Below are 25,268 nucleotides of genomic sequence, written 5' to 3' on the forward strand. Positions count from 1 at the left end.
AGGTTAGAGCGAAACCGCTGCACTTCGTTCAGTGGTAATAGCGCTTAACCAACTTCGCCGAAAGCACTTGTCCCCAAAAGACAGGTGCTTTTTTGGTATAAGCTGCCCAATCGAAGATCATTTTTCATGGCTTTTTTCCGATAGCGTAGGTTGTATAGCCGATGCAGGGGAATGGAGTGGATGAGGTGGCCTTGTAATCTGTAGAACAATCCCTATGGATTCATCGAGCGTATTTTCGTTTATTTGTCCTTTAAATCAAGAGATGAAGCGATTTTTTCTCCACCTGTTATTGACGTTGCTGCCACTACTGGCGCTTATTCAAGCCAAAGGGCAATTCACCTATTTCGAGGGATCATTTGGAATTTCTGCCACTAAGTACAGCAGCGACTTTTCGAACAGTGTTAGTTCGCGGGCCTTTTCACTCAATTTATCGGCGGTAAGAAGGGTGGCGCGTCCGATTGGTTTTGGGTTGGAACTAGGGTTGCCACTGGTGCAAGGCGGAAGTGCCGTTTACGACCAAGTAGAAATTGAAACATCGACTCAATCCGTGTATTCTTCCTACTATTGGGGTAGCGAATTCGATATGGATGAGCTAGAGTACACGGTGAGGCAGCGGCCTATACCTCGGGTGTTGATGCGGGTATATCTTGGCGATGGTTATTCTGATTTTTACTTTGAAGGCCGATTTGGATTTTCGTCGGTAAAGGAGGAGCTCACCATGCAGCGCGATAAGATAGAATATCCCGATGGCACCGAATATCCCGAAGTGGATATCGATTTTAGTCAGAACGTGAGTTTTACCGCGATAGGACTCGCAATGGGTTATCAGAATACTTACGATACGGGGTGGTTTTTTAGAATTCGCGGTGGATTCGACATCATGAATTATGAAGACCACGAAATAGACGAGGCCTTTATATACGGTACGGATGATGATGGTGAAGTGAATATCGCTACACCAAGAAGTTTAATTGATAATTCGTCTACCCTATGGGTGCTCGACATCGGGACCGGCTATTACTTTTGATATGAAGCGCATTATTTTTCTCTTGATTTTTCTGCTCCCCGTCACTTCTTTCGGACAGTTGAAATACACCTTTACATCTGAGCCTGACTCTGCTACCGTTTATGTGAATGGGGAGGAAGATTGCACTACACCCTGTGTTTCGAGGGTGTATTGGCGTGCTGCTTCAAAAGATGTCGGGAAGGTGGTTTTCACCGTGAAAGCAGAAGGCTATACGACTTGGAGCGATTCCCTGTTTGAAAAGCCAAAAAAGTTTGACCATTCTTTCCGTGCGAGGCTTAAGCCTGAGGTCACCAAGTTTGATTTTGACAGCGAGGTGGCCCCGATTACTTTCGAAAAAATTCTAACCGTCGGATTGGAAGAAGACCAAGTAATAGGGGAGATTCGCGAAGGGAACCAGGTGGAGGAAGAAATAGAATGGCATGCCTACTTTAAAAGTGATTTTAATAAATCGATCAGTGCTTTCTATGAGATGGCTGATCGTTCGGGCTTTCCAACTTCTCGCTCAGAAATCAAGAAAGAAACACTGTTTCAAGCTCAAATAAAAACATTGCCACGTCGACCGCGATTTATTGTAGGTGTTGAAATCAGCGATGTCAATGTGATGCAGGAGGAATCTCAATTTGGCAACCTGTCCAGAGGGTACGAGGTTCGTGTGAAAACACGGCTCAGGGCCAAGTGGCAAGTCTTTGACAAAGTTGAGAACAAAATAGTGGAGGAGTATGAAAACATAGGTACGTTCAATAGCAGGAACTATCGCAGGACTTACGACTTTTCATTGGTCGGCGCAATCAATAACTCGGCTGCTGATTTTTTGAAGAATAGCAGATTGAATGAACTCGTCGGCGAAAGCAGATCAAAGACAGATCAGTTTATATCTGCAGGAAGTGACAACCATGAAGAGATTTTGATTGGTTCAAAAGCCAAAGAGACATTTGCCAGCCTTAGTTCAATGGTTCAGAGTACAAGCCCTGCCTGCGTTACCGTAATAACCGAAATGGGGCATGGAAGTGGTGTAGTGATAGACCCATCGGGATTGATTCTGACCTCATACCATGTGATTGAGGATGCCAATCAAGTGGATGTGAAGTTTAACAATGGGTTGACGCTAGGGGCCGATGTCATCGTTTATGACGATTCCAGCGATGTGGTTTTGATGAGGGTCAAGGGTAAAGAATTCGCATACTTATCTCCTGCACCTGAAGCCTCGACCATTCTTGGTATGGAAGTCATCACCATTGGCACTCCTTCCAGTCCCGATCTGGGGCAGAGTATAGCCAGGGGAATTGTAAGCGGACGTCGGATGGATGAAGAATTGGAGTACATCCAAATAGATATGGCAGTAAGCCCGGGCAATAGCGGAGGTCCACTACTGGACAGTCATGGAAGAATATTGGGTATTGTGAAGAGTAAAATCGTGGATGAGGGAGTAGAGGGTATTGGTTTTGCCGTGCCAATTGAGACGGCTCTTAAAAAGCTGCGAATCAGCGTAGGGGAATAAAAAAAGCCTCACTTGCCAAAAAGGAAGTGAGGCTCGAGAATTCCAGGCTTATTTTCTACCGCAATGTGACTTATTTAAAACGCATCGTCATGAACTGCTTTCGCTTTCCTCTTTGAGAGAATAACAAGATATCCCTATCTGAAATTTGTTCTGAAGACAAAGGCATTACAATTAGATTTTTTCCTTTTCCCTCATTGAGTAGTGTTCTTCTAAATACGCGGCCATCACTGTCTACTTCTACCATGGCCACATAATTTTCTTTGAAACTCATGTTTTTTAGCTTTCCATCACCGGCATACAACATATTGTCAGGATGATCATTGAAGATGAAGTAAATACTCGACTCTACAATGGCTGAAAGATAGGAGGAACCGTAGTTACTATTGGTCGTCATCTGCTCCTTAGGAACGCGTGCATTCCACTCGATGTTTCCATCAGGGCCGATACTCACCAAGATAATATCGTGGTGATGATATACGTAATAAGTCGTTGTGCGTCCATTGGATGTCCTCGTCCGTCTTTCTATCCATTGACGCTCTCCTACCAGCACTGCACCGCCATCCTCTTTGCGAATAAATTCATCAATCTTCAAATGGCTGATGCCGATCTCTTTTCCCTTATCTGCTCTCTTCTCGGTCTTCTTCTTCTCTTTTTTACGCATGTCCTCCATGATAAAAGTCTCGTCGAATTCATTGAAACTCTTCTGCGTAATCTCCTTGGTCGTTCGATTTACCTTCACGAAGAAGCTACCATCGGCACCCGTAGTTCCTTGATTTCTATAAAAACCACCCAAAATCAGTTCCTTTTGGTCGTTTAATCCAACGTAGAGGTTACTCACAAAACGGCCGTCCAACGTCACATCGTAATCATTCAGGTCAGCCCCATCATTGGTCAAAGCCAATATCTTGTAGCCGTAGTTGACCTCTTTTTTCTCCCGATCAGCTTTGTCTTTCCAGAGCCTACCCATTACAAAGACGTCTCCGTTATCTGCCAATTCTTTAGATTCTACCACAAACAATTCATCTGAATAGGGAAGCTCAACTTCCTTTTTCCATAGGAGCTTCATGTCTTGGTCGTAAAGATTTACACCATAGCGTTCGTTATCATCTTCGCCAAAAGGCATGTCGTAATAAACAAGGAGCTTGCTTTTGTCTTCTGATCGAAGGATCGAAAAGCCCAAATTCTTGATGTCTTTGTTTTTATCACCCGGAATTTCAGCAACTTTAACCAAATCGTTATTCGGCAAAAGCGTTTCTTTATCTACCGTTTGGTAGAAGAGAAATACTTTTTTCTTCGCTTTATTTAAAAAGGAGTTGAACATAATCAGTTGATCTCCCTGCATGAGAATTTGTTCGACATCGAGGTCTTTTCCTTCAAATTGAGGATCGAGCTCTGCTTCGGTAACGGGAGACATATCGATTGTAAACTTGGCAAGGAAGTACTTGTTTTTGGCAAACTGCGTCTGGACTACATTGTGTTTCTTCAGTACGGCATAGTAGTGACCATCTTTAACTGCAACGATATCGTTAAGCATGTTCTTTGACTTGTATTCAGGACCTTCCTCTATTGATACAATATCCGTAGGGTTGAAGTCGGCTGTCTGCGATTGGGCTCCCGTGTAGAGAAACACAGACAAGAGAAGCAATTGGACTATTTTTTTCATTGAGCTAATTATGAGTGAAATGATAATTTTAGTGAAACGGTCATATTAAATGTGGCCTTATCTAGAAAGGAAGAAACAGGAACATTCAGATCAGGAGTCTCAGCGAATAATGCACCGAGCGTAAAGGCGAGTTCCCCACTGAATCGATCCGCCAGTTCCAAACGATATCCTTGGTAGTAGGCAATGTACGTGTCGCGCCGATCGTATTTTCCTAATTCAGGGTTCCCCGATTCTATTCCCCGACCCTGACGAACAAAAAACTGCATTCCATAAACCAGGCTGTTCATGGGGTCCTCATAGGGGTGAAGCATGGGAGTAATGATAAATTTATATCCACCGTCTCTCTTCTCAGTGAAGTCGCTGCCATCGAGGAGCGCATTAAAAGGAACCACAGAGCTTTTCAAAAGAACGGCTGCGCCCACCTCTATACTGAAAACATCCCATATAAATCGCTCATAAGCGAACGTTAAGTCACCCCCTACTGACTGCATGAGGTCAATTTTATAGGCGTTTTTCAGATTGCTCATTCCCCCGTCATCAAAGTATTTCGATACATCACTTTGAGTAAATGCGAGAAATGGGGCTAAAAAAGCTATCAGTAGTGCTGGAAGTCTCATCTCCGTATCAGAATGTAATGCTTAAATCGGGGGCAAGATAATAATTGACCCTAGAAAAGCTAATTCTGACAAGAGCGGTGTATGATTTTTCAGGCTTTACTATTCTTAATTTGTCAAGAAGACTCTACTGCGCTTATCTTCGGCATATGCCTCAATCGATACAAGACTTGGTAAATCAGCTCCACCTCCTTCCACACCCCGAGGGTGGCTACTACCGCGAAACCTACCGAAGTGATCTCTCGCATTTGCCACCAAATGCTCTTGGAATAGAGGAGGAGCGAAACATCTCTACCGCTATTTACTTCCTCTTGACTGGTGGTAATTTCTCAGCCTTTCACCGCATCAAGCAAGATGAACTTTGGCACCATTACATGGGAGATGCCATCGCGGTGCATACCATTTCACCGGAAGGGGAGTATCAAAAGTTGCTTTTGGGAAAGGACTTGGCAAAGGGTGAGCTCCCCCAGCACTTGGTAAAAGGAGGGACTTGGTTTGCGTCAGAGTCTTTGGGTGAGTATTCTTTGGCAGGATGCACAGTCGCTCCGGGCTTCGACTTTGCCGATTTTGAGTTGCCCCCTCAAGAAGAATTGCTGGATTTATTTCCTCAGCACTGCTCTGAGATTGAACGATTAACAAGGGAATAGAAGGGGCAATAGGCTGTTATCCTTTAGCAAAATGTGATTCAAGAGGAATTAGGTGTGGTGGGGCCCTTCAGGGATCGGGCGCGGGACGCACCCTAGCACCCGGATTTGATTTCGCCGATTTTGAATTGCCCTCACGGCAAGAGTTAATCAAGCTTTTTCCTCGGCATCACAAGGAGATTATGCGATTGACTCGAGAGAATGTATAGTGCAAGTAGTATCTCGATTATCTTAAATACCAGATTAGGAGATGGGCATTTAGACCATTATATTTGAAGTTAGCCGATTTTAAACCAAGCCGATGAAAGTTTTTCTTACGATCTTTTCTCTTCTTTTTTGTCTTTGCACTATCTGTTCTGCACCAGAAGAACACTATAATTCTCACGGTCCCAATGAACAACTGGGGACCTGTTCCGACCCAATTGATTTGGGTGTACAGTCAACCAATAGCTTGTGCGATGGTACTGCTCTGCTGAATGATTTATGGCTCAATCCTTCCGTACTTCTTCCACCAGACGGCGTATGGACTTTACCAAACGGATCAATTGTTCCCGGTGGTGTGGTGAGCCATGGTACAAGTCCTTCCGGAATTTACACCTACAACTACATAAATGCTGAAGGTTGCCCCGTGACTATTTCCATGTGGTTAAGTATTAGTACAGGGCCTGCAGAGCTTTTCCCTTCCAATGATATTGAAGTCAGCCTTTCGGATCCCCCATTTGCACCTTTCGACTCTTTACTGGGTGAGCCGGCCTCACTGGGTGGATCTTGGATTTATTTTGATAGCTGGGATAACCTTTTGCTTTTTTCAGGAATAGGAGGTGCTACTACTTGGACGCTCAATCCCGCCGACTATTTTGAAGGTAATCCAATGGTAGACGGGTATGTGGTTTACTACTCAAATGATCCTGCTTGCGGTTTTTCACAAGACACCATTTATATTGATGTGTTAGAATCGAGTTCTTGTGTGGTTTCAGGGGGTACCATCACGCGTAATCAACCGAACCCCGTTTGCTCTGATGAGGATCAAGTTTCGTTCAGTGTCACGGGAGCCCAGGGCCAAAATCTAGTTTGGGCCGTATTTGATCAATCGCTTCAAAATCTGTTGGCCACCAATACAACCGGCATTTTTAACTTACCGAATAACACTCCTTCGGGAACTTATAAAATCGTTCATGTAGCGTATGAGGATGATGTGCCCTTGGGGCAAGTGACTCCCACAAATTTTCCCGATTGCTTTGATCCTTCGAATGTTTTAAATCTTGTAATCATCAATTGTCCGGGTATAAGTATGGCAACTTTCCCCAATCCTGCGAAGGAACATATGACCGTTTCGATGCAATTCGTTGATCAAGAGATGACGAGCTTAAGGCTATTTGACAATACGGGCAGAGTGGTTAAAGATATTTTTCTAGGAATTCCTGAAGTTGATCTTGACTATCAGTTTCAGGTTGATCTAAATGGATTACCGCCCGGAGTTTATGTCTTCAAGGTTACGACACCCTCAGAAGTTATTACTGAGAAGATAATCCTATCTAAATAGTCAAACCTCCTCCGTCACCACCCCAACAACCTCCTGCATTTCCTTTTCAAAGGCTTTTTCTATGGTGTTATTTTCACTGAGGTTAACCCTCACACGAATGGCCTTGAGTCCGCTCACACCCTGCATATGCTCCAAGTCGAAGCGCTCGATCTTATCTTCGATGAAATCCAAATGAGTCAAGTACTTGATGTAAGTCATGTACTCGGCTTCTTCCTTGGATTGAGAGAAGATGACCGAAACGGTATGCGGTTGAGTGAGTCGCTCGCCCGTTCCTAAAATAGTGGCTTTGTCGATTCGCTTCTTCATAATTTCGTAGCGAATATTGTAGGCGCCGTCCACGTCAAACTTTTTCTCATCCGTTCGGAAGCGAATAGAAAGTGGAGCGCTTTGCACCAAAATAAGCTGCGCCGTTTCCAATGCGATGGGTAGCTTGGGAAGAATCTTGTGCGTTTCGCGGGTCACCTTGCACATCAGCATCAGCTGCCACAAGCGCAGGTTTTGCAGGTAAATCGGGTTGTACACTTTGCGCTTCGCAATCGACTGACCGATGTAGATATTGTACTCCACCCCGTCGGTTTTGTAATTTTCGAAGTAGTAGGGAAACATCTGTTGCGTTTTCTCCTCTTCTTTTTCGATTAAGGCATAAGACATTCCATTGATGAGTTCTATGGAATCCTCAAAGTCTTTTCTCTTTCGATAGATGATACCGTGATCATCATCCAGTGCGTCAAAGTAGTCGTCAATGCATGTATGCAAATCGGAATTGTCCTTGCGTAAATGCTGAAACAACGGTTCGATTTCGGTTCGAATGAATTCAACGATCACGACCTCTTCATCCGAAAGCAAGTGATCGCTAATTTGAGTGCGGTAATTTTGAACCTCAAACTCAAGTCCTTTGTAAATGGGGTATGGATGTTTCTTGATGATTTCTTTGAATACATCCAAGATCATATCGAGCTGTGTGGCCAAGTCGATTTGGATGCAACTGTTTCTGATAATGGAAGAATTTCGCACATCGGAGGACCCATAGAGCGGATGCACATTATTGAATACGACTTCCTCCAGTGGTTTATCTTCTCCACTGGATTTGGCATCCAAATAATTTAAAGCCACCTCTTGAAACTTCCATTCTACGGCCGAGTGTAGAGACGTGAACTTATCTTTGATAATACCCACAACATTGTTTTCTTCAGTATCGCGCACACGTTCCACAGACATGGCTAGTAGTGGAATGAGCTCATTAAATCGAAGTAAATCCAACGAGCTGAAAGCGTTCTCTTCTTCTGAAACCATTTGGAACAGACCGACTACCTCATCGTCAAGAACGAGCGGTACCACGATGACACTTTGCAACCCGAAATCCAGCAAGCCGGCCCGTATTTTCTCGTCGATATTGGCTTTGTTGACATTGGTCAGAACAATGGGTTCTTTACTTTCAAAAAGGGGTGCCATCATTTCTTTGGAGTCGACATCGTTCATCCCACACTTAAATTCATTGTAGGCATCGTCATTGTCCTCCTCCATCTTCGCTCCCATAAAAATTATGGCATCTCGCAGTCTTTGGTAGAAGGCAATTCCGATTTTAAGCTCCTTGCGGCCCATCAAACTTTTGAAGCATTGTTCTATGGATTCTATGCTTTCCATAGAATTGAGCGCTCCCGGCTTGAGCAAGTCCGCTTTAAGTCTCGAGAGCAATTGTTGCTCGGTGACTTCGGTAAGGTCTACAATGCTTACACCAGAGAACTTGAAGAGTGAAGGCGGTAGTTTCTTTATCCAAAGTGGAATATTCATGTAGTTGTTGATGAGTTCTACGAGTTCATCTTCGCAAAGCTCGGGAAGGTCACCCTCCAAGATAAGGTCGACGAACTCCATGTTCATCTGACCGTGGAAAAAACGTTCCAATCCCGTGTCGGGATCGATGAAACTGATTACTCTGTATGGGCGCCGCTCTACAGGGAAGTCGTAGTAATTTTCCAAGATGGCAACATACGCCCCGATGATTTGGAAGTACATGTTCTCTGCATATTGCTCTTCCGGAATGAATGACTTCTGATTTCTAAAAACATTGACAACGCGATTGAATTGCGGTGTTTCGTAAAAACAGTCTACATCGAAGGCTGCCACCACTCCCTTCATCTCTCTTTCCCAAGTAGCCTTGCTGAAAATATCCGACATCAGCAACTCTACCTTATCCATATGCTTTACAATGATTGCGTGATCATCAATGGGCTCCATGAGTTCGGGCTCGCTTTTGACTGCTTCCAAAATTGCTTTCGCATTTTGTGCGACAGTTGGAGCGGATGAATTTGCTTGATCTTCCCAAAAGTCAAAGATTTTCTCAAAGTTCAATTCACTCTTGAAAGGAAATTCTTTTTGAAATAGTTCGTGCTTGTTCATTGCCTGGCGGGTGTAGTCGAGAATCAGGATTCTCACCTTCTTCTGAAATCAATGTTAACCAAATGTACGATTTCCCCTGTCGGGAATCTTTCGCGAAGTTATCGCCTCCTTTGCATTAGTTCTATATTTAGGCTGTTATAATTCTCTAAATGGATCAAAGTATCGTTAAGGCGGCAGAAGCTCACGCCACGGAAAGACTAAGTGCAGACCTCCCTGCTTACGTCAAATACCACGATTTGCAACATACCTGTATGGTAGTTGCCGAAGTAAAAGATTTGGCCGAGAAAGAAGGGGTTGATTCGAATACAATCAACACGATGCAAGTGGCCGCATGGTTTCATGACCTGGGCTATCTCAAGAAGGTAGAGGGACACGAAGTGCTCAGCTCCGAAATTGTGGAGGAATTTCTCAAAGAGTACGAAGTCAGCGAAGAAGAGCATCAACTCATCTGCCGCCTGATTTTAGCGACCGAAATGGATTTTGAACCTACTGACAAATTGGAGGAGATCATTCGCGATGCCGATTTGGCCCATCTGGGAATGGATGTGGCCGCCGAACGATCCGACTTGCTTCGAGAGGAGAAGGAGATACTTCAAGGTATACCGATCAAGAAATCTGATTGGGCCAAAATGAACATTGAGTTTTTAGAGAAGTATGGCTACTATACCGACTCGGCTAAAAAGAAATACGGCGGAAAGAAGCAAGCTTATCTGGATACATTGAAGGCACAGGTGAAAAAGAAAAAGGGACCAAAAAAGAAAGACGCCAAGAAGACCCAAAGTAAGGGCAGGGGAGTGGAAACCATGTTTCGGGTTACCCTGAAAAATCACACGGCTCTGAGCCAAATTGCCGACAATAAGGCCAATATTATGCTCAGTATCAACGCCATTATTATATCGGTGGTGTTGAGTTCCCTTTTGCCAAAACTAGATAACAACGCTTACTTGCTCTGGCCTTCCGTATTGTTGCTGACAGTCTGTATTGTGGCAGTCATTTTTGCTACCATTTCTACTATCCCCAAGGTAACGCGCAACGGAGCCACTCCTGAAATGGTCAAAAGCCGAAAGACCAATTTGCTCTTCTTCGGAAACTTTCAGGGACTCGACCTCGACGTGTACATTGATGGAATGAAAGACTTGATGGAAGATGATGATTACCTCTACGAGACTTTAATGAAAGACTTGTACTACTTGGGTAAAGTACTGAACAAGAAGTACCGCTACCTGAGACTTTGCTATACCGTTTTTGTGGTGGGAATTGTGCTATCGGTATTGGCTTACATGCTTTCGTTGTATTTTATGTTTCAACCACCGGCGTAGGTAGCTTCTGTATACCAAGTCAATAGTCTGAATTAGAAAGTCCGATATCAAGGCGCACGTAGTTTTAAAAACCAAGGAGTTGACAAATGTCAATGACTGTTTTTAAAACAAGTGGAACGCAGATAGCGGGCTTTATAGACAGACTCTGCCTAAAAGAAAAACCCCAAACCAACCTGGACCACTTCATCATCATTCGAAACCGCATAACTCGCCGTGAGCACCGCAAAGTCGATGATGTTAAAGTACAACCCACCGCCATAAGACGGGTGCCAGGTTTTGGAGTTTTCTCCTTCCAGCCAAACGCGACCGACGTCGAAAAATCCCATGGCGCCCATTCCAAAGGGCAAGATGTAGTTCTTAGAGTCAAATATTTTCACACGTAGCTCTGCATTGTTGTAGAAGGTCACATCTCCCGCGTAGCGATTTCTGCGGTAGCCGCGCATCTGCTCGTACCCGTCGATGAAATTGGCCAAGAAGAACGGGTAGTCTCCGAAGTTGGCGGCAGTTCCCGTTCTCAAGGCCAAGGTCGCTCGATTGGGGAGTACAGAAAAAGGAATGTAAAAGGCCAATTCTGATTTTAAATTGAAGAAATCGGTTTTGGAGTCATCCAATCCACTAGTGTACGAAAGCTCGGTCATAAACCGAATACCGCGATGGGGATTGACCTTATTGTCTACATTGTTTAAGGCGTAGCTCACTCGAGCTCCCAAGTAAGATTGATTTTGAAATTCGAGATTCTCGACCAAGTCACCCACATTTTCTACTAGGCGTTCATCCACTTCATCGGGTGGGTTTGCCAAGAGGTAAGTCGGCCCTATTTCCAGTCGGTGTACATCTCGTTCCGATGTTCTGGCAAAAGCGGGATTGAACTCAATGAAGTTCAACCGAATTCGGTTGTCCCGAAAATCATCACTGATCCATTCGGTATCGTTTCCCAAACCGAAATAGTTGAAAAGGTAGTCGGGTGCTTTGACTTCTAATTGACCGCTCAAGTCCCACTTGGAGTGGAAAACAGAACGGTAATCAAATCGGTAATCGAAGTTAAACGCTCCCGTGGCGATAGCATATTGTCCCGTAAGTCGATGACGGTACCGATAAGGGTCACGGTTGAATCCAAACTTGGTGAATTGAAATCCACCGCCTAAGAAAACTCCGTCGTCTGGATTGTATCCCACAGATATGAGCGGCATCATGATGTCATAGAGAAATGCTTTTCGATCGTAGTCTACTGCATCGTCATTATGGACCAGGTAGAGTTTGCTGTCCTTTCCTAAATCAAAGTCGTTTCGGTTCTTCTTTTTCTTTTCACGCGTATCGTGTACTTCCACTTTGCGACGGAGTCCCTTAACGTTTGATTCATTAATATACCGATCTTCATCCGGCCCACCGATAATTCGGATGAGCGGACCTCGCTTTACCTCTCCTTTCAGAACATAGACATCGTCATTGTCCAATCCGTAAAGCCTGATCTCTTTGGTTTCATCTGTTAGGAAGGTGCGCTCGTAAATGATATCGTTTTTCTTCTTTTTGTCCTTACTTTTCTTTTTCTCGTAGATCCGCACCCTTGTTGAATCGTTGTTCTGACGAATCACTTCGAAATACTCTTCTTCATAAGTGCCGACAACATCGACTTCTTCGGCCAGAACCTCGTAATACTCACGTGCAAACTCTTTCAGCTTGTCGCGGTGAACCTGCAGCGTTTTGAATATGCGCTCTCCATCCAAAGCGTAGGCCGTATCAGGAAATTGAGCTAAGGCTTCACGGAAAACCGAGTCGGTTAAAGCGGCCTGCAGTGTATCGCACATGGCTAGCCAATCACTCCACTCCAACTCGTCAAGATAGGCTCGATCCACATACTTCCCGTTGAAATTCATTCCCGGCATATCGGTGATTTCCTCCTCGAAAGGTTGAAACCTTCGGTCAATCCACTTGCTATTGATGAGATTGGGCAAAAGCCCGTCAACTTTGTAAAAGACCTGATCACGATCGCGCGGAATGGGCCGATATATGGTTTTCCCTTCTTCCTTGAAACTCGCCCATCGCCACTGATCGTCATGTCGATCCCAATCTCCGATCACCAAATCAAAAAGTCTTGCTCGAAGGAAAGCCTGAGCATCAACTTTGTGATCGTAGTCTTCCCTGATTTTCTCGATCACTTTCGAAGAGCTTTCCACTTTTTTGGAATACCCGAAAGAGGCTTCATCTCGCTGATCGTCATCAGGACGCTCTTCGTAGAGGCAGAGCAGATTGGCAAACTCATTCCGAAACGGGCCGAGAGCGGGATCGTCAGGCACGTAAACCAATTTTGGATTGGTGTGGTAAACGCCCGCCGCATCGGCCATCGGCGCCACGGTAACGGAAGCATATGGATGTGAGGCAGCGATGACATCTTGGATGATATCTGTCACAAACGTTTGTTGCAGCTCGGTGGGCAATATGGTTGCCGGAAACTTCTGAATCGAACGGAGTACATATTGCTTCCCATCGGGAGCTTCCAATCGAAGCGACTTGGACTGCATTCCCCCGCCTCGTTTAATGGGAGTCAGCCCTCCATGCTCCTCAGCGAGATTGATAACGGGAACTTCGATGGGTGCTCGCCAAACATCACGGTAGAGTTCACCCATTACCACGTCCTTAAATCCACTTCGGTCGTAATAGGAACCTCCGGGGATTACGGTTACCAAACTGTCACCTTCAGTTACGGTCAGCTTCGCATCATCTTTTATTTCAAGTAGTCGATGTCCGTCGCGCAGTTGAGCCCGATAGGTGGGCTGTTCGGGACTCTCTGAATTGGGCGAGTAGAACTCCAGCCATAAATCTCCGTTTGGGAAGTAAGAGAGCTTGGCAAATCCTTTGTCTGCTTTTCCGTAAGTCAGATCGTTGTTCTTGCGCAGATAACCCCGCTTGGAGCCTGCACCGCTCACTACAAAATGTGCAGTACCGTGCTGTTGATACTGAAGATTATGCTCGTGTCCTGAGGTATAAACAATGTCATCGTACCCGTCGAAAAGTGTGCTCAGCTCATTGACCAGCGCCGTGTATTTGTAATGTGGAATGTCTTGAATGTCGCCAATCAGGCTTCGGTAAAGGGGATAGATACTTCCCACGATCGGTAAGGGCAAGTAGAGGTTCTTGTTGAGCTTGGTAAGCGGAAAAAGGTGATCCTTTACCGGGAAATATCCTCCGTGGTTTCCATTGCTGTATAGCGGATGGTGTCCTGAAATGATAACCTGATTGTTTCGGTTTTTCTTGAGGACATCTTCCACCTGCTGGAGAAACTCTTCTTCGTTATATACGTCGCAATCGTCCTGATCGCCATGTGGTTTGTCATTTTCGTGGAGCCACCATTGGGTATCGATGATGATCCAGGTAAGTCGCTCGGCCAGTCTGATTTCAATTGGGCCTGGGCATCCACCGTCGGGAAGAAAAACATTGCCCCGATGTAGGTATTTCTCCACGTACCGCTCTTGGCGTTGAACGAACTTATCTCCTTCGCCTTTGCCTTCTTTCCAGTCGTGATTTCCCGGAAGGAATACGACTCTTCCCTCAAATTCTTTGAGGATATCCATCTGGGTATTGATCGCCCGCTCATCTCCAGCGCGCTTCGAATGCTTCTTTTTGTGAAGCCCTGAAGGATAAATATTATCGCCCAGAAAAACGACTGATGACTTCTCCTGATTGACTTCGGCCATTTTCTTTTGGAGAAGGGCCAAGGAGGGCTCGAGTGGAAACGAGTCGGGTGTCCCTGCATCTCCGATTAGGAATATTGTTTGTTCGGGTACTCCATCGGTTGAGAGCTCTTGAGATGGATAGTTCTTGTGAACCAGCTCCTTGGTGGTGTCGCAAGCAGCGCCAGTCAAGATAATTACCAAAAACAGAAACATCGATCTCTTCGTCATTTCCACTTCATCATTTTCAAGACTACAATATTTCCTTTCTCATCTCCACCTTCCGTAGAAATGAATAGACGGCCGTCCGGAGCGAAACAAATGCCTTCGACTTGCTTGGCATAAGTCTTTGGCAATTTGACGACATCAATTAATTCTTTATTATCATCGAAGGCCGCTAGCAAATGATTGGCGGCAGATACGATATACAGGTCGTCGGTCAATGGGTGAAAAGCGATACCCGAAGGCTTGAAACTACTCCCGAAACGGTTGCCGTACTTGGTATGCAGCGCTTTCAATAGCGCTTCCTCGTCGATTAGGAGATATGGCTTTTTGTCAATATCCTTCTCTCCGATTCCCATCTGATAGATGACTCGATTCCCTTTGGTTTCTCCTTCTTCTTTTGCGGCAATCAAGAACGACTTGCTTTTTGTCTCAAAACACAAGCCTTCCGCATCATCTTTTTGGGAAAGATCAGTTTCGTTCTTGTCTGCTTTTGTTTTTTCCCGCAAGGGATGTTTCACTTTGAAAAGATCTCCGTCGCTGCGCAAGACGTAAATCTCTCTTTCAACCACCGCTATGCCTTCGTAATCACCCTTATCACCAAAGTCGGTTTTTTTGATGATGCTGCCGTCTTTCGCCGAAAGGAAATAGATCGTTGCGCTTTCGTCCTCAATAGACACCAGCGTGTCTTCATTCCACCAAGCCAATCCTGAAATCTCCCGCAGGTCTTTGTCCAGCTCGAAAGTATATTCGGGCTTTGCGAAACGATAGGGCAAAGCATCTTTCACCTCCGACTGAGGCGACTGGCACTGAAGCAAAATGTGGGCAAGAACAAATACTACGGTAGGAAAATGCTTCGGCATGGGCCGTATTTGGGATTAGTAAAAAAGTAAAGTTACTTGTTTCGGGAAATCGCGGTGACTTGAACTCGACTTAATGAATTTCTAGGATGCTGAGAAGGCGAGTTGGGTTTATAACACAATCATTAGCCGAGGGTAATTAATACTTTTTCTTTCTTCCAATCGTTTGTTTTCGGACATTCACCGCCATTGCGATAAGTATCAGATTGAAAAACCTTTTATCAAAAGCGAAGCGCCAAGCTTTCGTAACCGCTTTTCTTCTTTGTTCCTGCAGCCAACTGATGTGGGCTCAGTCGGCAGTTGAGGATTCAACACGGCAATACGCTTATGAAATTCCATCGGTAGATGAACGACGTGCTGAATTTCGAAGATCGCTGATTGCTCCGGCCGCTTTTTTTGTAGCAGGTGGTATTGCATTTACCGACAACCCTATCTGGAGTGACGACGCTTGGGAGGATGCTCGGAACAGAAACTTCCCCGACTTTAGAACTACGGCTGATGATTATTTGGCATTTGCGCCTATCGTTGCGGCATATGGATTGGAACTGGCAGGAGTTAAGGGAGCTCATAGCCTTAGAGATCGCTCGGCAATATTGTTCAAAGCTGAATTGATTGCCGTTGCAATCGTGACTCCGTTAAAGTTGGGGACCAATCGGGTAAGGCCAAATGGAGATAACGATGAGTCATTTCCCTCGGGGCATACCGCCCAAGCTTTTATTTCTGCCACTTTCCTTCATAGGGAATACGGACATTTGAGTCCTTGGTATTCGATAGGAGGCTATGCCGTAGCGGGTTCGGTGGGAGTGCTGAGGATTCTCAATAACAAGCATTACCTCAGCGACGTGCTCTTTGGTGCAGGAATAGGCCTCTTGGCAACTAACCTGGCTTACCTAACTCATGGATACAAACGCACCAAAAGGATCGAAGGACTTACCATTATGCCCACTTATAATGAAGGTACTGTCGGTGTTTTTGCAGGTCTGAGGTTCTAGCAAATACCGATTGATCGGATATTTCTCATTTTGCGACCACAAGCTTATTGGCCACTTTAATGGATCCATCGGCCGTTTCAATTCTGAAAATGTAAATACCTGCGGAGAGGTCGATCGTATTCAAAACGAAAAAATCATTTCTCGTGGTCAACTGTCTTAGCATAGACCCATCGGTTGAAATCAAGGTAAGTCGGTGTTCCTCGCTTCGGTCATTGTCAAAATAAATTCTGCCTTCCTCAACAATAGGGTTTGGGCGTACTTGGTAGCCCGTGCCTTGAAGGTTGATGATTTCAACCGATATGGTTTGCGACGGGCCTAAATTGCCCATCAATAGTCGGTAATAATTAACTTGATTCAGAATGGGAGATTCATCGATAAAGGAATAGCTCACTGTATCGGTAGGGCTCCCGCAAATGCCTTGAATATTGCCAACCGGCGAAAAGTTGATGTTGTCGGTCGAGCGGGTGATATCGATTCCATTGCAGGTTTGGCCAAAGTTCATAGTCCAGTCCAGAAAGACCTTTCCGCTGACTTGGGTTGCCGAGAATTGCAACTGTACGATTCCGTCTTGGGCTAGTCCTTCGGGAGAAAGCACTAAAATGGAGATCAGAGTCATGGAGTATGATAGAAAAGTTCTCATTCACCCAGAAGTACGTTGAATCGACCCTGTTATTATTCTGTGACAATCGAATCTCAGTTTTTGTCAGCAAAACGTCAGTTGCCCCCTCTTCAATTTTTTAGTGTGCAGGTGCTTGTCGGTTTAAAAGGATTAACCGTAAAACGGACTATTTAATCCGAGTGAATAGTACCTCTTGAGTTAGCAAAAATTGGGAGAATTTTTTAGCACCATTCACATTCATGTGATCGATGTTTCGGTAGTCATGTTCCGTCAATTCTCCCGAAAAGTTAATTATGGGGTATTGAGCCGCCAAGGTCTTTTTAAACTGAGCGTAATCGGTCATGAATTCAGCCGAGATAAAATCTCTCAATCGGTTGGTTGGCATTTCTATCAATACCACCTTGATTCCTTTTTCATTTAGCGAACCAATGAAGGATTTTAAACGCTCTGCCTTGTTATTGTCAAAAAAGTCTTCCTTCAATGGCAAATAAAAATGATGGGTAAAAGCATAAATGCTATCGTTATATAACTCATCACTTGAGTAGAACCCTCTTGGAGAAATGACTTCTTTCGAGCTGCCTGTAGCATCTCCATCTCTGAGATTTTGTGCGGCTTTTTCGGCCGATTTCCCAAGAAGTTGAAAGTAGAGTATGGGTGAACCTTCTTCAATAGCGATGGCTTCATTCTGAATCGGTTTATGCAAGTAGCGATGAATCGGGTAAGTTTCGAAATTATCGCTCAAAATGGAAAACGTTATCGGAGAAATGGTGAGGGCAATTGTTTTTGGTTTTTGACTGCAGGTTTCCAGATAATCATGGGTGATAATCTCATAAAAGAAAGGTCCTGCCGAAGCCGTTCCGAGATTGAAGGTGTGAAATCCTTCATGGTCGAATGAAGCTGGAATAATGGAAGAGTAAGCGTATGAGTTTCCAACAAAGAGAATATCTAGGCTATCAAATTGGGCCGCCAGCTGCAGTCGCTTGATGTTTTGATTGGCTGATACGGCTGCGTGCGTATTATCGGCTGTCCCGATGATTCTAAGAGTAATCAGAACGATACCTGTAAAAGCCAATGTTTTTAATAGGAATCGGAGCATATTCGTCTTCCTATATTTGCGGAATTGCAGTGCGCAAAATACCTAAAACGAGCTCCGTCGACTTCCCTTCATTCTCGGTTCCCAGCGTATCATTGTATCGCTTTGCCTTCTGTCGGTGGTAGGTCAAATCGAACTCTTCACTCAATTGAGAAATGACTTCGCCAAAAGTCAAACATGCTCTTTTGCAAATCTCTTGTTCTACGAAACCATAGTAGTCTATCGAGACACCTGTGGAAGCAAAGTAGATTGGTTGCCGCTTCAAAATGATGGCCTCCAGCAAGATATTGCTATCGCCTGAAACGATGCTTCCGCAGCGAAGGATGAAGTCAGGTGCTTTCTCTTCCTTATCGGAAATCTCCCAGCCGCGATCGGTAAAGCTCTTTTGAACAGCTTCGTCCATCAAAGGGTGAAAGCGCAGACAGAAAGGCGTTCCCGCTTTTTCCAAAGCTTCGCAGAGCTTGAAGTTCTCGTCCACTTCGTGGTAAACCATGCCGATGCAAACACCGACCAATTCTTTGGTTTCGTCGATCTCGCGTCGCTTCAAATAGGGGTCGTATTTCAGGGAGCCGACCAAGTGTATTTTGGTTTTGGTAGCACCGGCAGCGAGGTACTTCTCTTTGGCGTCTTCTCCATCCAGAAAAGCGATATCAGCAGAAAGCGGCGGGAAGTTCTCGCTTACCGACGCATGTTGAATATAGATGGTCGGAATACCCGCTCTTCGTGCAGCAACAAAACCTACTTGACTCAGCCCTGAGTGATCATTTGAGGCGATGTAGGCTTTCACTGTTCTCATAGATCGTTGAAAGGCATTGTGGTAATAATTGTACTGCCCCAACCGACGATAAAAGTTGTAGTATCTCGATCTAAACACTTCGCGGTCCCTGCCTTTGAAAGAGTATAACCACCCCATCATCTTGGAAGAGTATTTCAAATACTCAGACTTTAAATAGGCGTCGGGGAGAAGTTCATCCGTGAAGTCACTGTTTTCTGAAATCAATTCAGCCATATCTCTCATAGCCTCAAAAAGTGGAAGGAGAGCCTCGCGCTGATTGGTGGTATTGAAAGAGAAAACAAAGGGTTTGGTGAACTCCTTTGGCGCGACACCCTTTACGATGTCACTATTGATTTTGACCTCACCTTGTTTCTTTTTCAGGTCGACCAAAATCTCACGTGCACCCACTCTCATAGTTGGGATTTCCCGATCAAAGGGTTCCCAGAAGTTAATGAGATCGAGGTTTTTAAGGAGATTTTGATCTTTAACTTTCACGCGGTTGATCTATACAGTGTACGACTTTCGAATCGCATAATCCGTTTTTTTCCAGTGCTCGATGTATTCCGAAATCAACATCGTAGTTCCTCCCGGTAACTTCATATATGCATCTTCTTTGTCAGTAAGGAGTTCATTGCAACAACGAAAAGCTTCGCCCAGACTGACATCAGAAACCTTCGACTTTCCCGCACATTTGAGCACTAGCTGACAGCCTTCTAAGTCTTGAGGATAATCTACTGACAGGTTTTTTAGGCTCAAATCTTTTCCTTTCCATTCCAAATCGATGCAGCCTTTTTTACACGTTTCATCGAGAAGAACAAACCACGTCAGGTATTCCGATACCATTGGATTTTCCATTCGGAGATAAAGATCCCAGAGATATTTCGTCGAAAAAGCCTCAGCCGACATCCCAAAAGGGACGTTATTCACTCTGGCATAATCCACATTTTCGTTTCTCACCAATTCGATGATGGCATCAGTCAATTCAGGACTGGTAAATGGATTATCTCCCGTAACCCTCAAAATGATTCCTGATCGTGATTCCCAAGCCAAATCGAGCATGCGGTCTATCACCGATTCGGGATGGCCTCGGAAAACGGGGATATTTAAGTCGGCGCAGTGATCTGCCAGCGCATCATCGTCGGCCAAGGTTGAGGTGGTCAATCGAATATCGTTTGGGCGGTGTGCTTTAGAAATGTTGTTATACAAGGCCTCGATGAGTTTTTCTTCGCCAAGTGGAGCCAATACTTTCTTGGGCAGGCGCTGTGATTTAAGACGAGCGATAATGGCAATCGAAACCCGATCCATCGAAAACCCATTGATGGTATGTGCGATAAAGCTCGGTGCGTCATCTGCGCGTTTGATGCTGCCATCAGGCAGTACCTTTTTGTAGAGGATATCCCGATGAGGTCGTTCGTTTTCTACCGGGTGCTTCACCCCATTTCCGAGGGCTTTGGTAAAGAGCTTCACCTTTTCCGTGAGGATTCGAAACTCCTCGGGGTAGATACTCACCTGCCAATCGAAGTTGCGGTTGTTGCGTGTAATCGTGATGTGCTTCTCGAGGTAAGCACAACCTTTGGCCAAAGCCATCAGCGGTATCTCCGTAATGGTAGGCGAGTGGTCGGCCAAACCAACGGGGTAGCCGTATTCACTCTTCAGCGCATCCAGCGAGTCGAGGTTCAAATCTTCGTACTCGGTGGGGTAATTGCTGTAACCGGTCAGCAGAGCTTCCACTTGGTCGCCGATGATCGATAGCGCATAGCGGATCTCAAAATTGGTAGCCGCCTGCGTTTCTAAGATAACTTTGGTTTGTGGCCGCTCCTTGATTTTTTCCAGAAACGGCGGGTTTGTGAGATCGGTCGCGTGTACTTTGATGAGGTCAATGTTGTGAGAGAACACAAATGCCAGCGACTTTTCGTCAAGTGGACAAGGAATGACCGGTATGCCGATTTCATTACCAGTGGAAATCACTTTTGCCCAATCGTCAAAAGAAATATTGTGGTCGATGTAGAGTTGGTGCTTGGAGTAGTTCACATCCGAAAAGGAAATCGGATCCATAATCTGGACGGTAAAATAATCCGCTCCTGATTCTTTTGCCGCCCTCAACAAATCGATGACTTGATTCAATTGGCCCATATGGTTGTAGGCACTCTCTGCGATAATCCTCATTGATTCTGTTTTTTGCCGGCTACTTGAGCCACCAGTTCTTCCAGCCTTTCGGCTAAAACGTGTTCTTCTACAAATTCGCGGAAAGCTCCCTCTCCGCCTTTTTTAGTTAAGACTTGGTCTACGATTTTTTGAACGTATTTGGGAGCCGAAGACGGACAAGCAGATAATCCGACTGCTTCGAGCACTTGCATGTCGTTCAGGTCGTCGCCGCAGTAGGCCACTTCCTCGAGGCTTATTTCGTTTTCTTGGCAAAGCTCATTCACCAGCTCCAGCTTGTTCTTCGTTCCTTGAAAGAGGTAATCAACCTTGAGCTTGTCCGCTCGACGTTTTACCATATCGGTAACTTCACCCGTAAGGATTCCCACCTTGATTCCCGCGGCACGGCACCATAGCACACCTGCGCTATCGTAGGTATTGAATTTCTTGAATTCGTTACCCGTTTGGTCGTAGTACATGCCGCCGTCTGTCCAAACACCGTCGATGTCGGTCAGCACGAGTTTGTATTTACACTCTTTCAAATCAGACATCATTCGAATACAAAATAAGACTGCATCGCCGAAAACTTGTTTCGCTCCAAGCGAACATTGTTTAAGCCAAATGCTTCGTGAAGTGCAGCGGTTTCTCCAGGGAAACCTGGATCGTTTAATTCGTCGAACCCAATCACCGATCCTTTTACCAAATGTGGCTTGATGAGCTTCAAGCATTCTAGCGTTGGAGCGTATAGGTCAAAATCGAAATAGGCAAATGCGATGATGGTCTGCGGATTTCGCTTCAAGTAAGCGCTCAACTCTCTTGGGGCATCTCCTTTGCAAACCTCAATTTTATCGATGTGGTTGAGCGGACTTTCGTTCTGATTGCAATCGAGCACTTCCTTCAGGTAGTCGGCGTAGTTTTCGGTTACTCCAAAAGCACCCTTTTCGATAGACTCGTCGTTGCCATCTTTTTCGTGACCGCCTAGAAAACCTTCAAAAGTGTCGAACCCTATTATTCGGCGGTTGTAATTGAAAGGCTCGTAGATGCCGCGCATATTGCTAAGCGTCGCCAAGTTCTGTCCCCAGCGAGTTCCAAATTCCATGATCACCCCGTGGGTACCGACGATCTTTTGATAGATCTCGTTCATAAAAAGAACCTTCGAGAGTTCTTGTCGACGCTGATAAAGTCCTACTTGTGCCACCTTTTCCTCAGCGGGAATGGGCGAGTTCAAGTAGAGTTCATTATGGTGCTCTCTATTGTTCTTTTCCTTGTCAGAGGCGAGGGTTCTCAATTTCATGATTGCAAGTCTTTGGGGTAAATTACTTCGTTTGCTGGAATTTCTTTCGTTGTTTTTTTGCCAATGACGTTGGCTTTTTCGCTCCATTTGTACCCGTCTCCAGGGCTTAGTAAATGAATATCTTGGGCGGTAATGGTTTCGCCTGAAGCAATAATTCTATTCGTGGCTACCGAGCGTTCCAGTTTTTCTTTGGCTACTTGGACGCCATCGGCGATAAAGATTTTTTCCTCGCCTAGCTCCATTTCCAGCAGGCGAATGTCGCGTACCATCCGGTTGAGTCCATCGGGACCGAGTGAGCCACGTTGATCGGTTCCCTTCATTCGGCGGTCTAGCGTAATGTGTTTTTCGATAATTGTAGCTCCCATCGCAACTGCGGCAACTGGCACCGATATTCCAACAGTGTGATCGCTATAGCCAACTCCATAGTTGGGATACTTCTTTTGGAGATAGGTGATCGTCTTCAAATTTACATTTTGCGGGTGCGTCGGGTATTCCGATACACAATGCAGAATTGATAGTTTGTCGTGGTGCTTGGTTATCACCTCAACCGCTTGGTCGAGTTCTTTCTCACCCGCCATTCCTGTAGAAACAATGATGGGTAGTTTGGTCTCTGCCAATACTTCTAACAGTGGAAGGTTGGTCAAATCGCGGGAAGCCACTTTGAGGTAGTCAGGTGAAAAATGCCGGAGAATGCTTGTGCAAGAAGGGGCGCAAAGTGTTTCTACAAAATCGAGACCTAAGGCCTTGGCGTATTTGTAAACTTCGAAGTGCTCTTCATCTGAAAGCTCGAGAACTTCGCGGTGCTCACCGTAAGTCTTTCCGAACGAATTTGGCGTATTGTAAGGTCTCCTCATCTGGGAGTCGCTTAGCTCATACTTCAAGTCCCGCTTCGTGAGCTTCACGGCGTCCATTCCTTTTAGGGTAAGACCAAAGAGCTGCTCTTCCACTTCTCTGGCTGCCGCGTCGACAATCAGCTTGGCAATATCAACTGAGCCATTGTGGTTTTGACCGATTTCACCTATGAGATAGGTTTGGTTATTGGTGTTTTTTACCATGGGGCACAAATGTATTAATGTTCTGTGAAGAGTTTTCAGTGAGCAGTGTACAGTGAGCAGTTTTTCAGCAAGATTACCTCAAAAGAGACTGATTCATTTTACTAATACTTTGTCACAGACGTCAATTATTTAGTTTGATTTCGCATTGTGCGAAGAGATGCACCCATCATTCTAAGTAATTCTTCCAGATCATTCAGTAATTCTTGAGCTTTCTCTTTGTCAAGCCAATCGGTGTGTCGTAATAGCATTATCCAGTACCTAGCTTCTCGACCCTCTTTGTAGGATATGCTGATTTTATGATGGAAGTCTTTTTTTGAATAGGCACCGTTTGCTTCTTCGGCATTTGCCCCTATGGATGTAGCGCTCCGAATGAGCTGTTTGGAAAGAATGAATTCTTTCTTCTCGATTAGTTGATAACCGACCTTGACAACTTTAACAGCAAATGCATAGCTCTTAGCTTTGAGTGTTCCTGTTTTCATCGTGACACATGGAATTAGTATGGGTTTATTTGAATTGCCCTCAAGATACAAATTCGCGGATTTCAACCTTTTTTTTCGTTGCCCACTGAAAACTGCTTACTTCCCACTGTACACTGAAAACTGCTCACTGAAAACTGACCTAATGAATTCGCCCCGGAAGGTAAACCACCGCAGGAACATACCCCAACGCGTCACTCGCCTTTACCCTAAACTTCGTCCAATAGCGGTAAAGCCCGAGAAGATTCCATTTTTTCAGAACCATGTCTCGCTGTTGAATAAATATGGTCACGCTGTATTCGCCGTTTATGAAAATACAATTCGGGATTACTGCTTCCAAATTGTGTGTTTTCTTATCGTTTTGGATGGGCTCTTGAAATTGGAAGCTGTCATAGATTCCCACGATTTTTAAGTCCTTATCTGTGATTTGAACTTTTACATGAAACCAATCGATCGAAGGATCAACCTTTACACGAATTCCTACTTTCAAGTCGTCTTGGTAGTCTACGGCAGGCATTCCTTCCAAGTCGAGGTATTTCTCTGAAGAGGCCACCGTCACTTCTTCGACTTGGGCGAACTCGTCGTACTCTACCTTCGGATCATTGCCACCGAAATGCTCAAAGTACTTGTCGATTCCAGTGGAAACATCTTCCCCTTCAAACTCCATCTGGCCGTACTCCATCAGCAAAATTTTGTTGGAGATAATGGCGACGTTTGGCATGGAATGACTGACGAAGATTACCGCAGCATCCTTCATCATTTCGTTGATCTTATTGAAGGATTTGATCTTGAATCCAGAGTCACCGACGGCGAGTACTTCGTCGAGGATAAGCACATCGGGTTTCATATGGACAGCGACTGAGAATCCCAGTCTCACCTTCATTCCAGAACTGTAGTACGCCACAGGACTGTCGATGAACTTCTCAATTTCAGAGAAGGCGATAATTTCATCGATTACTTTGTCGATCTCCTTTTTGGAAATGCCCAAGACTGAACCATTGTTGTAAATGTTTTCTCTTCCCGTAAGGATAGGGTTGAAGCCCGAACCGAGCTCGATCAGAGCACCTACGCGACCATCCATCGTGATGGTACCCATATCGGGTTTGATCAATCCGTTGAGCATTTTAAGCAACGTACTTTTTCCCGCGCCATTTCTTCCGATCAGACCTAGACACTCGCCTCTTCTGAGTTCAAAACTCACATTTTGCACCGCCCAAAACTCTTTTGGCCTTAGCTCCGATTGTCCCTTGCGACCGCCCATTAATTCTCCTGTGAGATCCTTGACACCATACCACAAGCTTGTCTTCAAATCGCGGCAAAACTTCTTCGAGACATTTTCAACCCTTACCAGAACTTCTTTTGACATA

At 45.1% G+C, this 25,268-nt stretch carries 20 protein-coding genes; 6 read left to right on the forward strand and 14 right to left on the reverse strand.

Annotated features, from left to right (window positions below; all coding sequences use genetic code 11):
- Nucleotides 1-262 precede the first annotated feature (262 nt).
- Nucleotides 263-1,027, forward strand: coding sequence for a hypothetical protein (locus O3Q51_00535; GenBank protein ID MCZ4407275.1), 765 nt, complete (start codon nucleotides 263-265; stop codon nucleotides 1,025-1,027).
- Nucleotide 1,028: 1 nt separating this feature from the next.
- Nucleotides 1,029-2,525, forward strand: a complete 1,497-nt coding sequence (locus O3Q51_00540; GenBank protein MCZ4407276.1) for a trypsin-like peptidase domain-containing protein — start codon at nucleotides 1,029-1,031, stop codon at nucleotides 2,523-2,525.
- A gap of 70 nt (nucleotides 2,526-2,595) precedes the next feature.
- On the opposite strand, the gene O3Q51_00545 is transcribed toward O3Q51_00540, so the two are convergent.
- On the reverse strand, nucleotides 2,596-4,188 hold the full coding sequence (locus O3Q51_00545; GenBank protein MCZ4407277.1) for a hypothetical protein: 1,593 nt from the start codon (nucleotides 4,186-4,188) through the stop codon (nucleotides 2,596-2,598).
- A gap of 8 nt (nucleotides 4,189-4,196) precedes the next feature.
- On the reverse strand, nucleotides 4,197-4,805 hold the full coding sequence (locus O3Q51_00550) for a hypothetical protein (GenBank protein ID MCZ4407278.1): 609 nt from the start codon (nucleotides 4,803-4,805) through the stop codon (nucleotides 4,197-4,199).
- 146 nt (nucleotides 4,806-4,951) lie between these two features.
- Between O3Q51_00550 and O3Q51_00555 the strand changes: the two genes are divergently transcribed.
- Together O3Q51_00555 and O3Q51_00560 are read left to right on the forward strand one after the other, a co-directional pair.
- Complete coding sequence (locus tag O3Q51_00555) at nucleotides 4,952-5,449, forward strand: cupin domain-containing protein (GenBank protein ID MCZ4407279.1); 498 nt, start codon at nucleotides 4,952-4,954, stop codon at nucleotides 5,447-5,449.
- Nucleotides 5,450-5,747: 298 nt separating this feature from the next.
- Complete coding sequence (locus O3Q51_00560) at nucleotides 5,748-6,989, forward strand: T9SS type A sorting domain-containing protein (protein ID MCZ4407280.1); 1,242 nt, start codon at nucleotides 5,748-5,750, stop codon at nucleotides 6,987-6,989.
- On the opposite strand, the gene O3Q51_00565 is transcribed toward O3Q51_00560, so the two are convergent.
- Nucleotides 6,990-9,386, reverse strand: a complete 2,397-nt coding sequence (locus O3Q51_00565) for a GAF domain-containing protein (protein ID MCZ4407281.1) — start codon at nucleotides 9,384-9,386, stop codon at nucleotides 6,990-6,992.
- 149 nt (nucleotides 9,387-9,535) lie between these two features.
- On the opposite strand from O3Q51_00565, the gene O3Q51_00570 reads away from it, so the two are divergent.
- Nucleotides 9,536-10,705 carry a DUF5706 domain-containing protein gene (locus O3Q51_00570; protein MCZ4407282.1) on the forward strand — a complete coding sequence of 390 codons (1,170 nt, stop codon included), beginning with the start codon at nucleotides 9,536-9,538 and terminating at the stop codon, nucleotides 10,703-10,705.
- 149 nt (nucleotides 10,706-10,854) lie between these two features.
- On the opposite strand, the gene O3Q51_00575 is transcribed toward O3Q51_00570, so the two are convergent.
- Nucleotides 10,855-14,604: a BamA/TamA family outer membrane protein gene (locus tag O3Q51_00575; protein MCZ4407283.1), complete on the reverse strand. Its 3,750-nt coding sequence runs from the start codon at nucleotides 14,602-14,604 to the stop codon at nucleotides 10,855-10,857.
- Entirely contained in the window at nucleotides 14,601-15,458 is an 858-nt protein-coding gene (locus tag O3Q51_00580; protein MCZ4407284.1) for an SdiA-regulated domain-containing protein, read from the reverse strand. The genes O3Q51_00575 and O3Q51_00580 overlap by 4 nt, the downstream gene beginning before the upstream one ends.
- A gap of 203 nt (nucleotides 15,459-15,661) precedes the next feature.
- Here O3Q51_00580 and O3Q51_00585 point away from each other — a divergent pair, with 203 nt between their 5' ends.
- A complete protein-coding gene (locus O3Q51_00585; GenBank protein MCZ4407285.1) occupies nucleotides 15,662-16,447 on the forward strand; it encodes a phosphatase PAP2 family protein in 786 nt (261 codons plus the stop codon).
- A 25-nt stretch (nucleotides 16,448-16,472) separates the two neighbouring features.
- Here the strand turns inward: O3Q51_00585 and O3Q51_00590 are convergent, their stop codons facing one another.
- The 9 genes from O3Q51_00590 to O3Q51_00630 all read right to left on the reverse strand — a co-directional run bounded on the left by O3Q51_00590 (nucleotide 16,473) and on the right by O3Q51_00630 (nucleotide 25,267).
- Nucleotides 16,473-17,087, reverse strand: a complete 615-nt coding sequence (locus O3Q51_00590; GenBank protein ID MCZ4407286.1) for a T9SS type A sorting domain-containing protein — start codon at nucleotides 17,085-17,087, stop codon at nucleotides 16,473-16,475.
- Nucleotides 17,088-17,232: 145 nt separating this feature from the next.
- Nucleotides 17,233-18,162 (reverse strand): hypothetical protein, encoded by a 930-nt coding sequence (locus O3Q51_00595; GenBank protein MCZ4407287.1) that lies wholly within the window; start codon nucleotides 18,160-18,162, stop codon nucleotides 17,233-17,235.
- A gap of 10 nt (nucleotides 18,163-18,172) precedes the next feature.
- On the reverse strand, nucleotides 18,173-19,429 hold the full coding sequence (locus O3Q51_00600; protein MCZ4407288.1) for a hypothetical protein: 1,257 nt from the start codon (nucleotides 19,427-19,429) through the stop codon (nucleotides 18,173-18,175).
- A gap of 9 nt (nucleotides 19,430-19,438) precedes the next feature.
- Nucleotides 19,439-21,100 (reverse strand): N-acetylneuraminate synthase family protein, encoded by a 1,662-nt coding sequence (locus O3Q51_00605; protein ID MCZ4407289.1) that lies wholly within the window; start codon nucleotides 21,098-21,100, stop codon nucleotides 19,439-19,441.
- Complete coding sequence (locus O3Q51_00610; protein ID MCZ4407290.1) at nucleotides 21,097-21,630, reverse strand: HAD-IIIA family hydrolase; 534 nt, start codon at nucleotides 21,628-21,630, stop codon at nucleotides 21,097-21,099. The genes O3Q51_00605 and O3Q51_00610 overlap by 4 nt, the downstream gene beginning before the upstream one ends.
- Nucleotides 21,627-22,370: a crotonobetainyl-CoA--carnitine CoA-transferase gene (locus tag O3Q51_00615; protein MCZ4407291.1), complete on the reverse strand. Its 744-nt coding sequence runs from the start codon at nucleotides 22,368-22,370 to the stop codon at nucleotides 21,627-21,629. Before O3Q51_00615 ends, O3Q51_00610 begins: the two co-directional genes overlap by 4 nt.
- Complete coding sequence (locus O3Q51_00620; GenBank protein MCZ4407292.1) at nucleotides 22,367-23,425, reverse strand: N-acetylneuraminate synthase family protein; 1,059 nt, start codon at nucleotides 23,423-23,425, stop codon at nucleotides 22,367-22,369. The genes O3Q51_00615 and O3Q51_00620 overlap by 4 nt, the downstream gene beginning before the upstream one ends.
- Before the next feature lie 125 nt (nucleotides 23,426-23,550).
- The gene (locus tag O3Q51_00625; protein MCZ4407293.1) at nucleotides 23,551-23,904 is read right to left on the reverse strand and encodes a four helix bundle protein; all 354 of its coding nucleotides are present in this window, start codon (nucleotides 23,902-23,904) and stop codon (nucleotides 23,551-23,553) included.
- Between the two features lie 139 nt (nucleotides 23,905-24,043).
- Nucleotides 24,044-25,267, reverse strand: coding sequence for an ABC transporter ATP-binding protein (locus O3Q51_00630; protein ID MCZ4407294.1), 1,224 nt, complete (start codon nucleotides 25,265-25,267; stop codon nucleotides 24,044-24,046).
- Nucleotide 25,268: the final 1 nt, after the last annotated feature.

It is taken from the genome of Cryomorphaceae bacterium 1068 (assembly GCA_027214385.1).
GTDB lineage: Bacteria > Bacteroidota > Bacteroidia > Flavobacteriales_D > Cryomorphaceae > JAKVAV01.

What these genes read in the sequence shown, in the direction of transcription:
- O3Q51_00535 (MCZ4407275.1), top strand. Translation starts at nt 263, where the DNA reads ATGAAGCGATTTTTTCTCCACCTGTTATTGACGTTGCTGCCACTACTG.
- O3Q51_00540 (MCZ4407276.1), top strand. Translation starts at nt 1,029, where the DNA reads ATGAAGCGCATTATTTTTCTCTTGATTTTTCTGCTCCCCGTCACTTCT.
- O3Q51_00545 (MCZ4407277.1), bottom strand. Translation starts at nt 4,188, where the DNA reads ATGAAAAAAATAGTCCAATTGCTTCTCTTGTCTGTGTTTCTCTACACG.
- O3Q51_00550 (MCZ4407278.1), bottom strand. Translation starts at nt 4,805, where the DNA reads ATGAGACTTCCAGCACTACTGATAGCTTTTTTAGCCCCATTTCTCGCA.
- O3Q51_00555 (MCZ4407279.1), top strand. Translation starts at nt 4,952, where the DNA reads ATGCCTCAATCGATACAAGACTTGGTAAATCAGCTCCACCTCCTTCCA.
- O3Q51_00560 (MCZ4407280.1), top strand. Translation starts at nt 5,748, where the DNA reads ATGAAAGTTTTTCTTACGATCTTTTCTCTTCTTTTTTGTCTTTGCACT.
- O3Q51_00565 (MCZ4407281.1), bottom strand. Translation starts at nt 9,386, where the DNA reads ATGAACAAGCACGAACTATTTCAAAAAGAATTTCCTTTCAAGAGTGAA.
- O3Q51_00570 (MCZ4407282.1), top strand. Translation starts at nt 9,536, where the DNA reads ATGGATCAAAGTATCGTTAAGGCGGCAGAAGCTCACGCCACGGAAAGA.
- O3Q51_00575 (MCZ4407283.1), bottom strand. Translation starts at nt 14,604, where the DNA reads ATGACGAAGAGATCGATGTTTCTGTTTTTGGTAATTATCTTGACTGGC.
- O3Q51_00580 (MCZ4407284.1), bottom strand. Translation starts at nt 15,458, where the DNA reads ATGCCGAAGCATTTTCCTACCGTAGTATTTGTTCTTGCCCACATTTTG.
- O3Q51_00590 (MCZ4407286.1), bottom strand. Translation starts at nt 17,087, where the DNA reads ATGAGAACTTTTCTATCATACTCCATGACTCTGATCTCCATTTTAGTG.
- O3Q51_00595 (MCZ4407287.1), bottom strand. Translation starts at nt 18,162, where the DNA reads ATGCTCCGATTCCTATTAAAAACATTGGCTTTTACAGGTATCGTTCTG.
- O3Q51_00605 (MCZ4407289.1), bottom strand. Translation starts at nt 21,100, where the DNA reads ATGAGGATTATCGCAGAGAGTGCCTACAACCATATGGGCCAATTGAAT.
- O3Q51_00610 (MCZ4407290.1), bottom strand. Translation starts at nt 21,630, where the DNA reads ATGATGTCTGATTTGAAAGAGTGTAAATACAAACTCGTGCTGACCGAC.
- O3Q51_00615 (MCZ4407291.1), bottom strand. Translation starts at nt 22,370, where the DNA reads ATGAAATTGAGAACCCTCGCCTCTGACAAGGAAAAGAACAATAGAGAG.
- O3Q51_00620 (MCZ4407292.1), bottom strand. Translation starts at nt 23,425, where the DNA reads ATGGTAAAAAACACCAATAACCAAACCTATCTCATAGGTGAAATCGGT.
- O3Q51_00625 (MCZ4407293.1), bottom strand. Translation starts at nt 23,904, where the DNA reads ATGAAAACAGGAACACTCAAAGCTAAGAGCTATGCATTTGCTGTTAAA.
- O3Q51_00630 (MCZ4407294.1), bottom strand. Translation starts at nt 25,267, where the DNA reads ATGTCAAAAGAAGTTCTGGTAAGGGTTGAAAATGTCTCGAAGAAGTTT.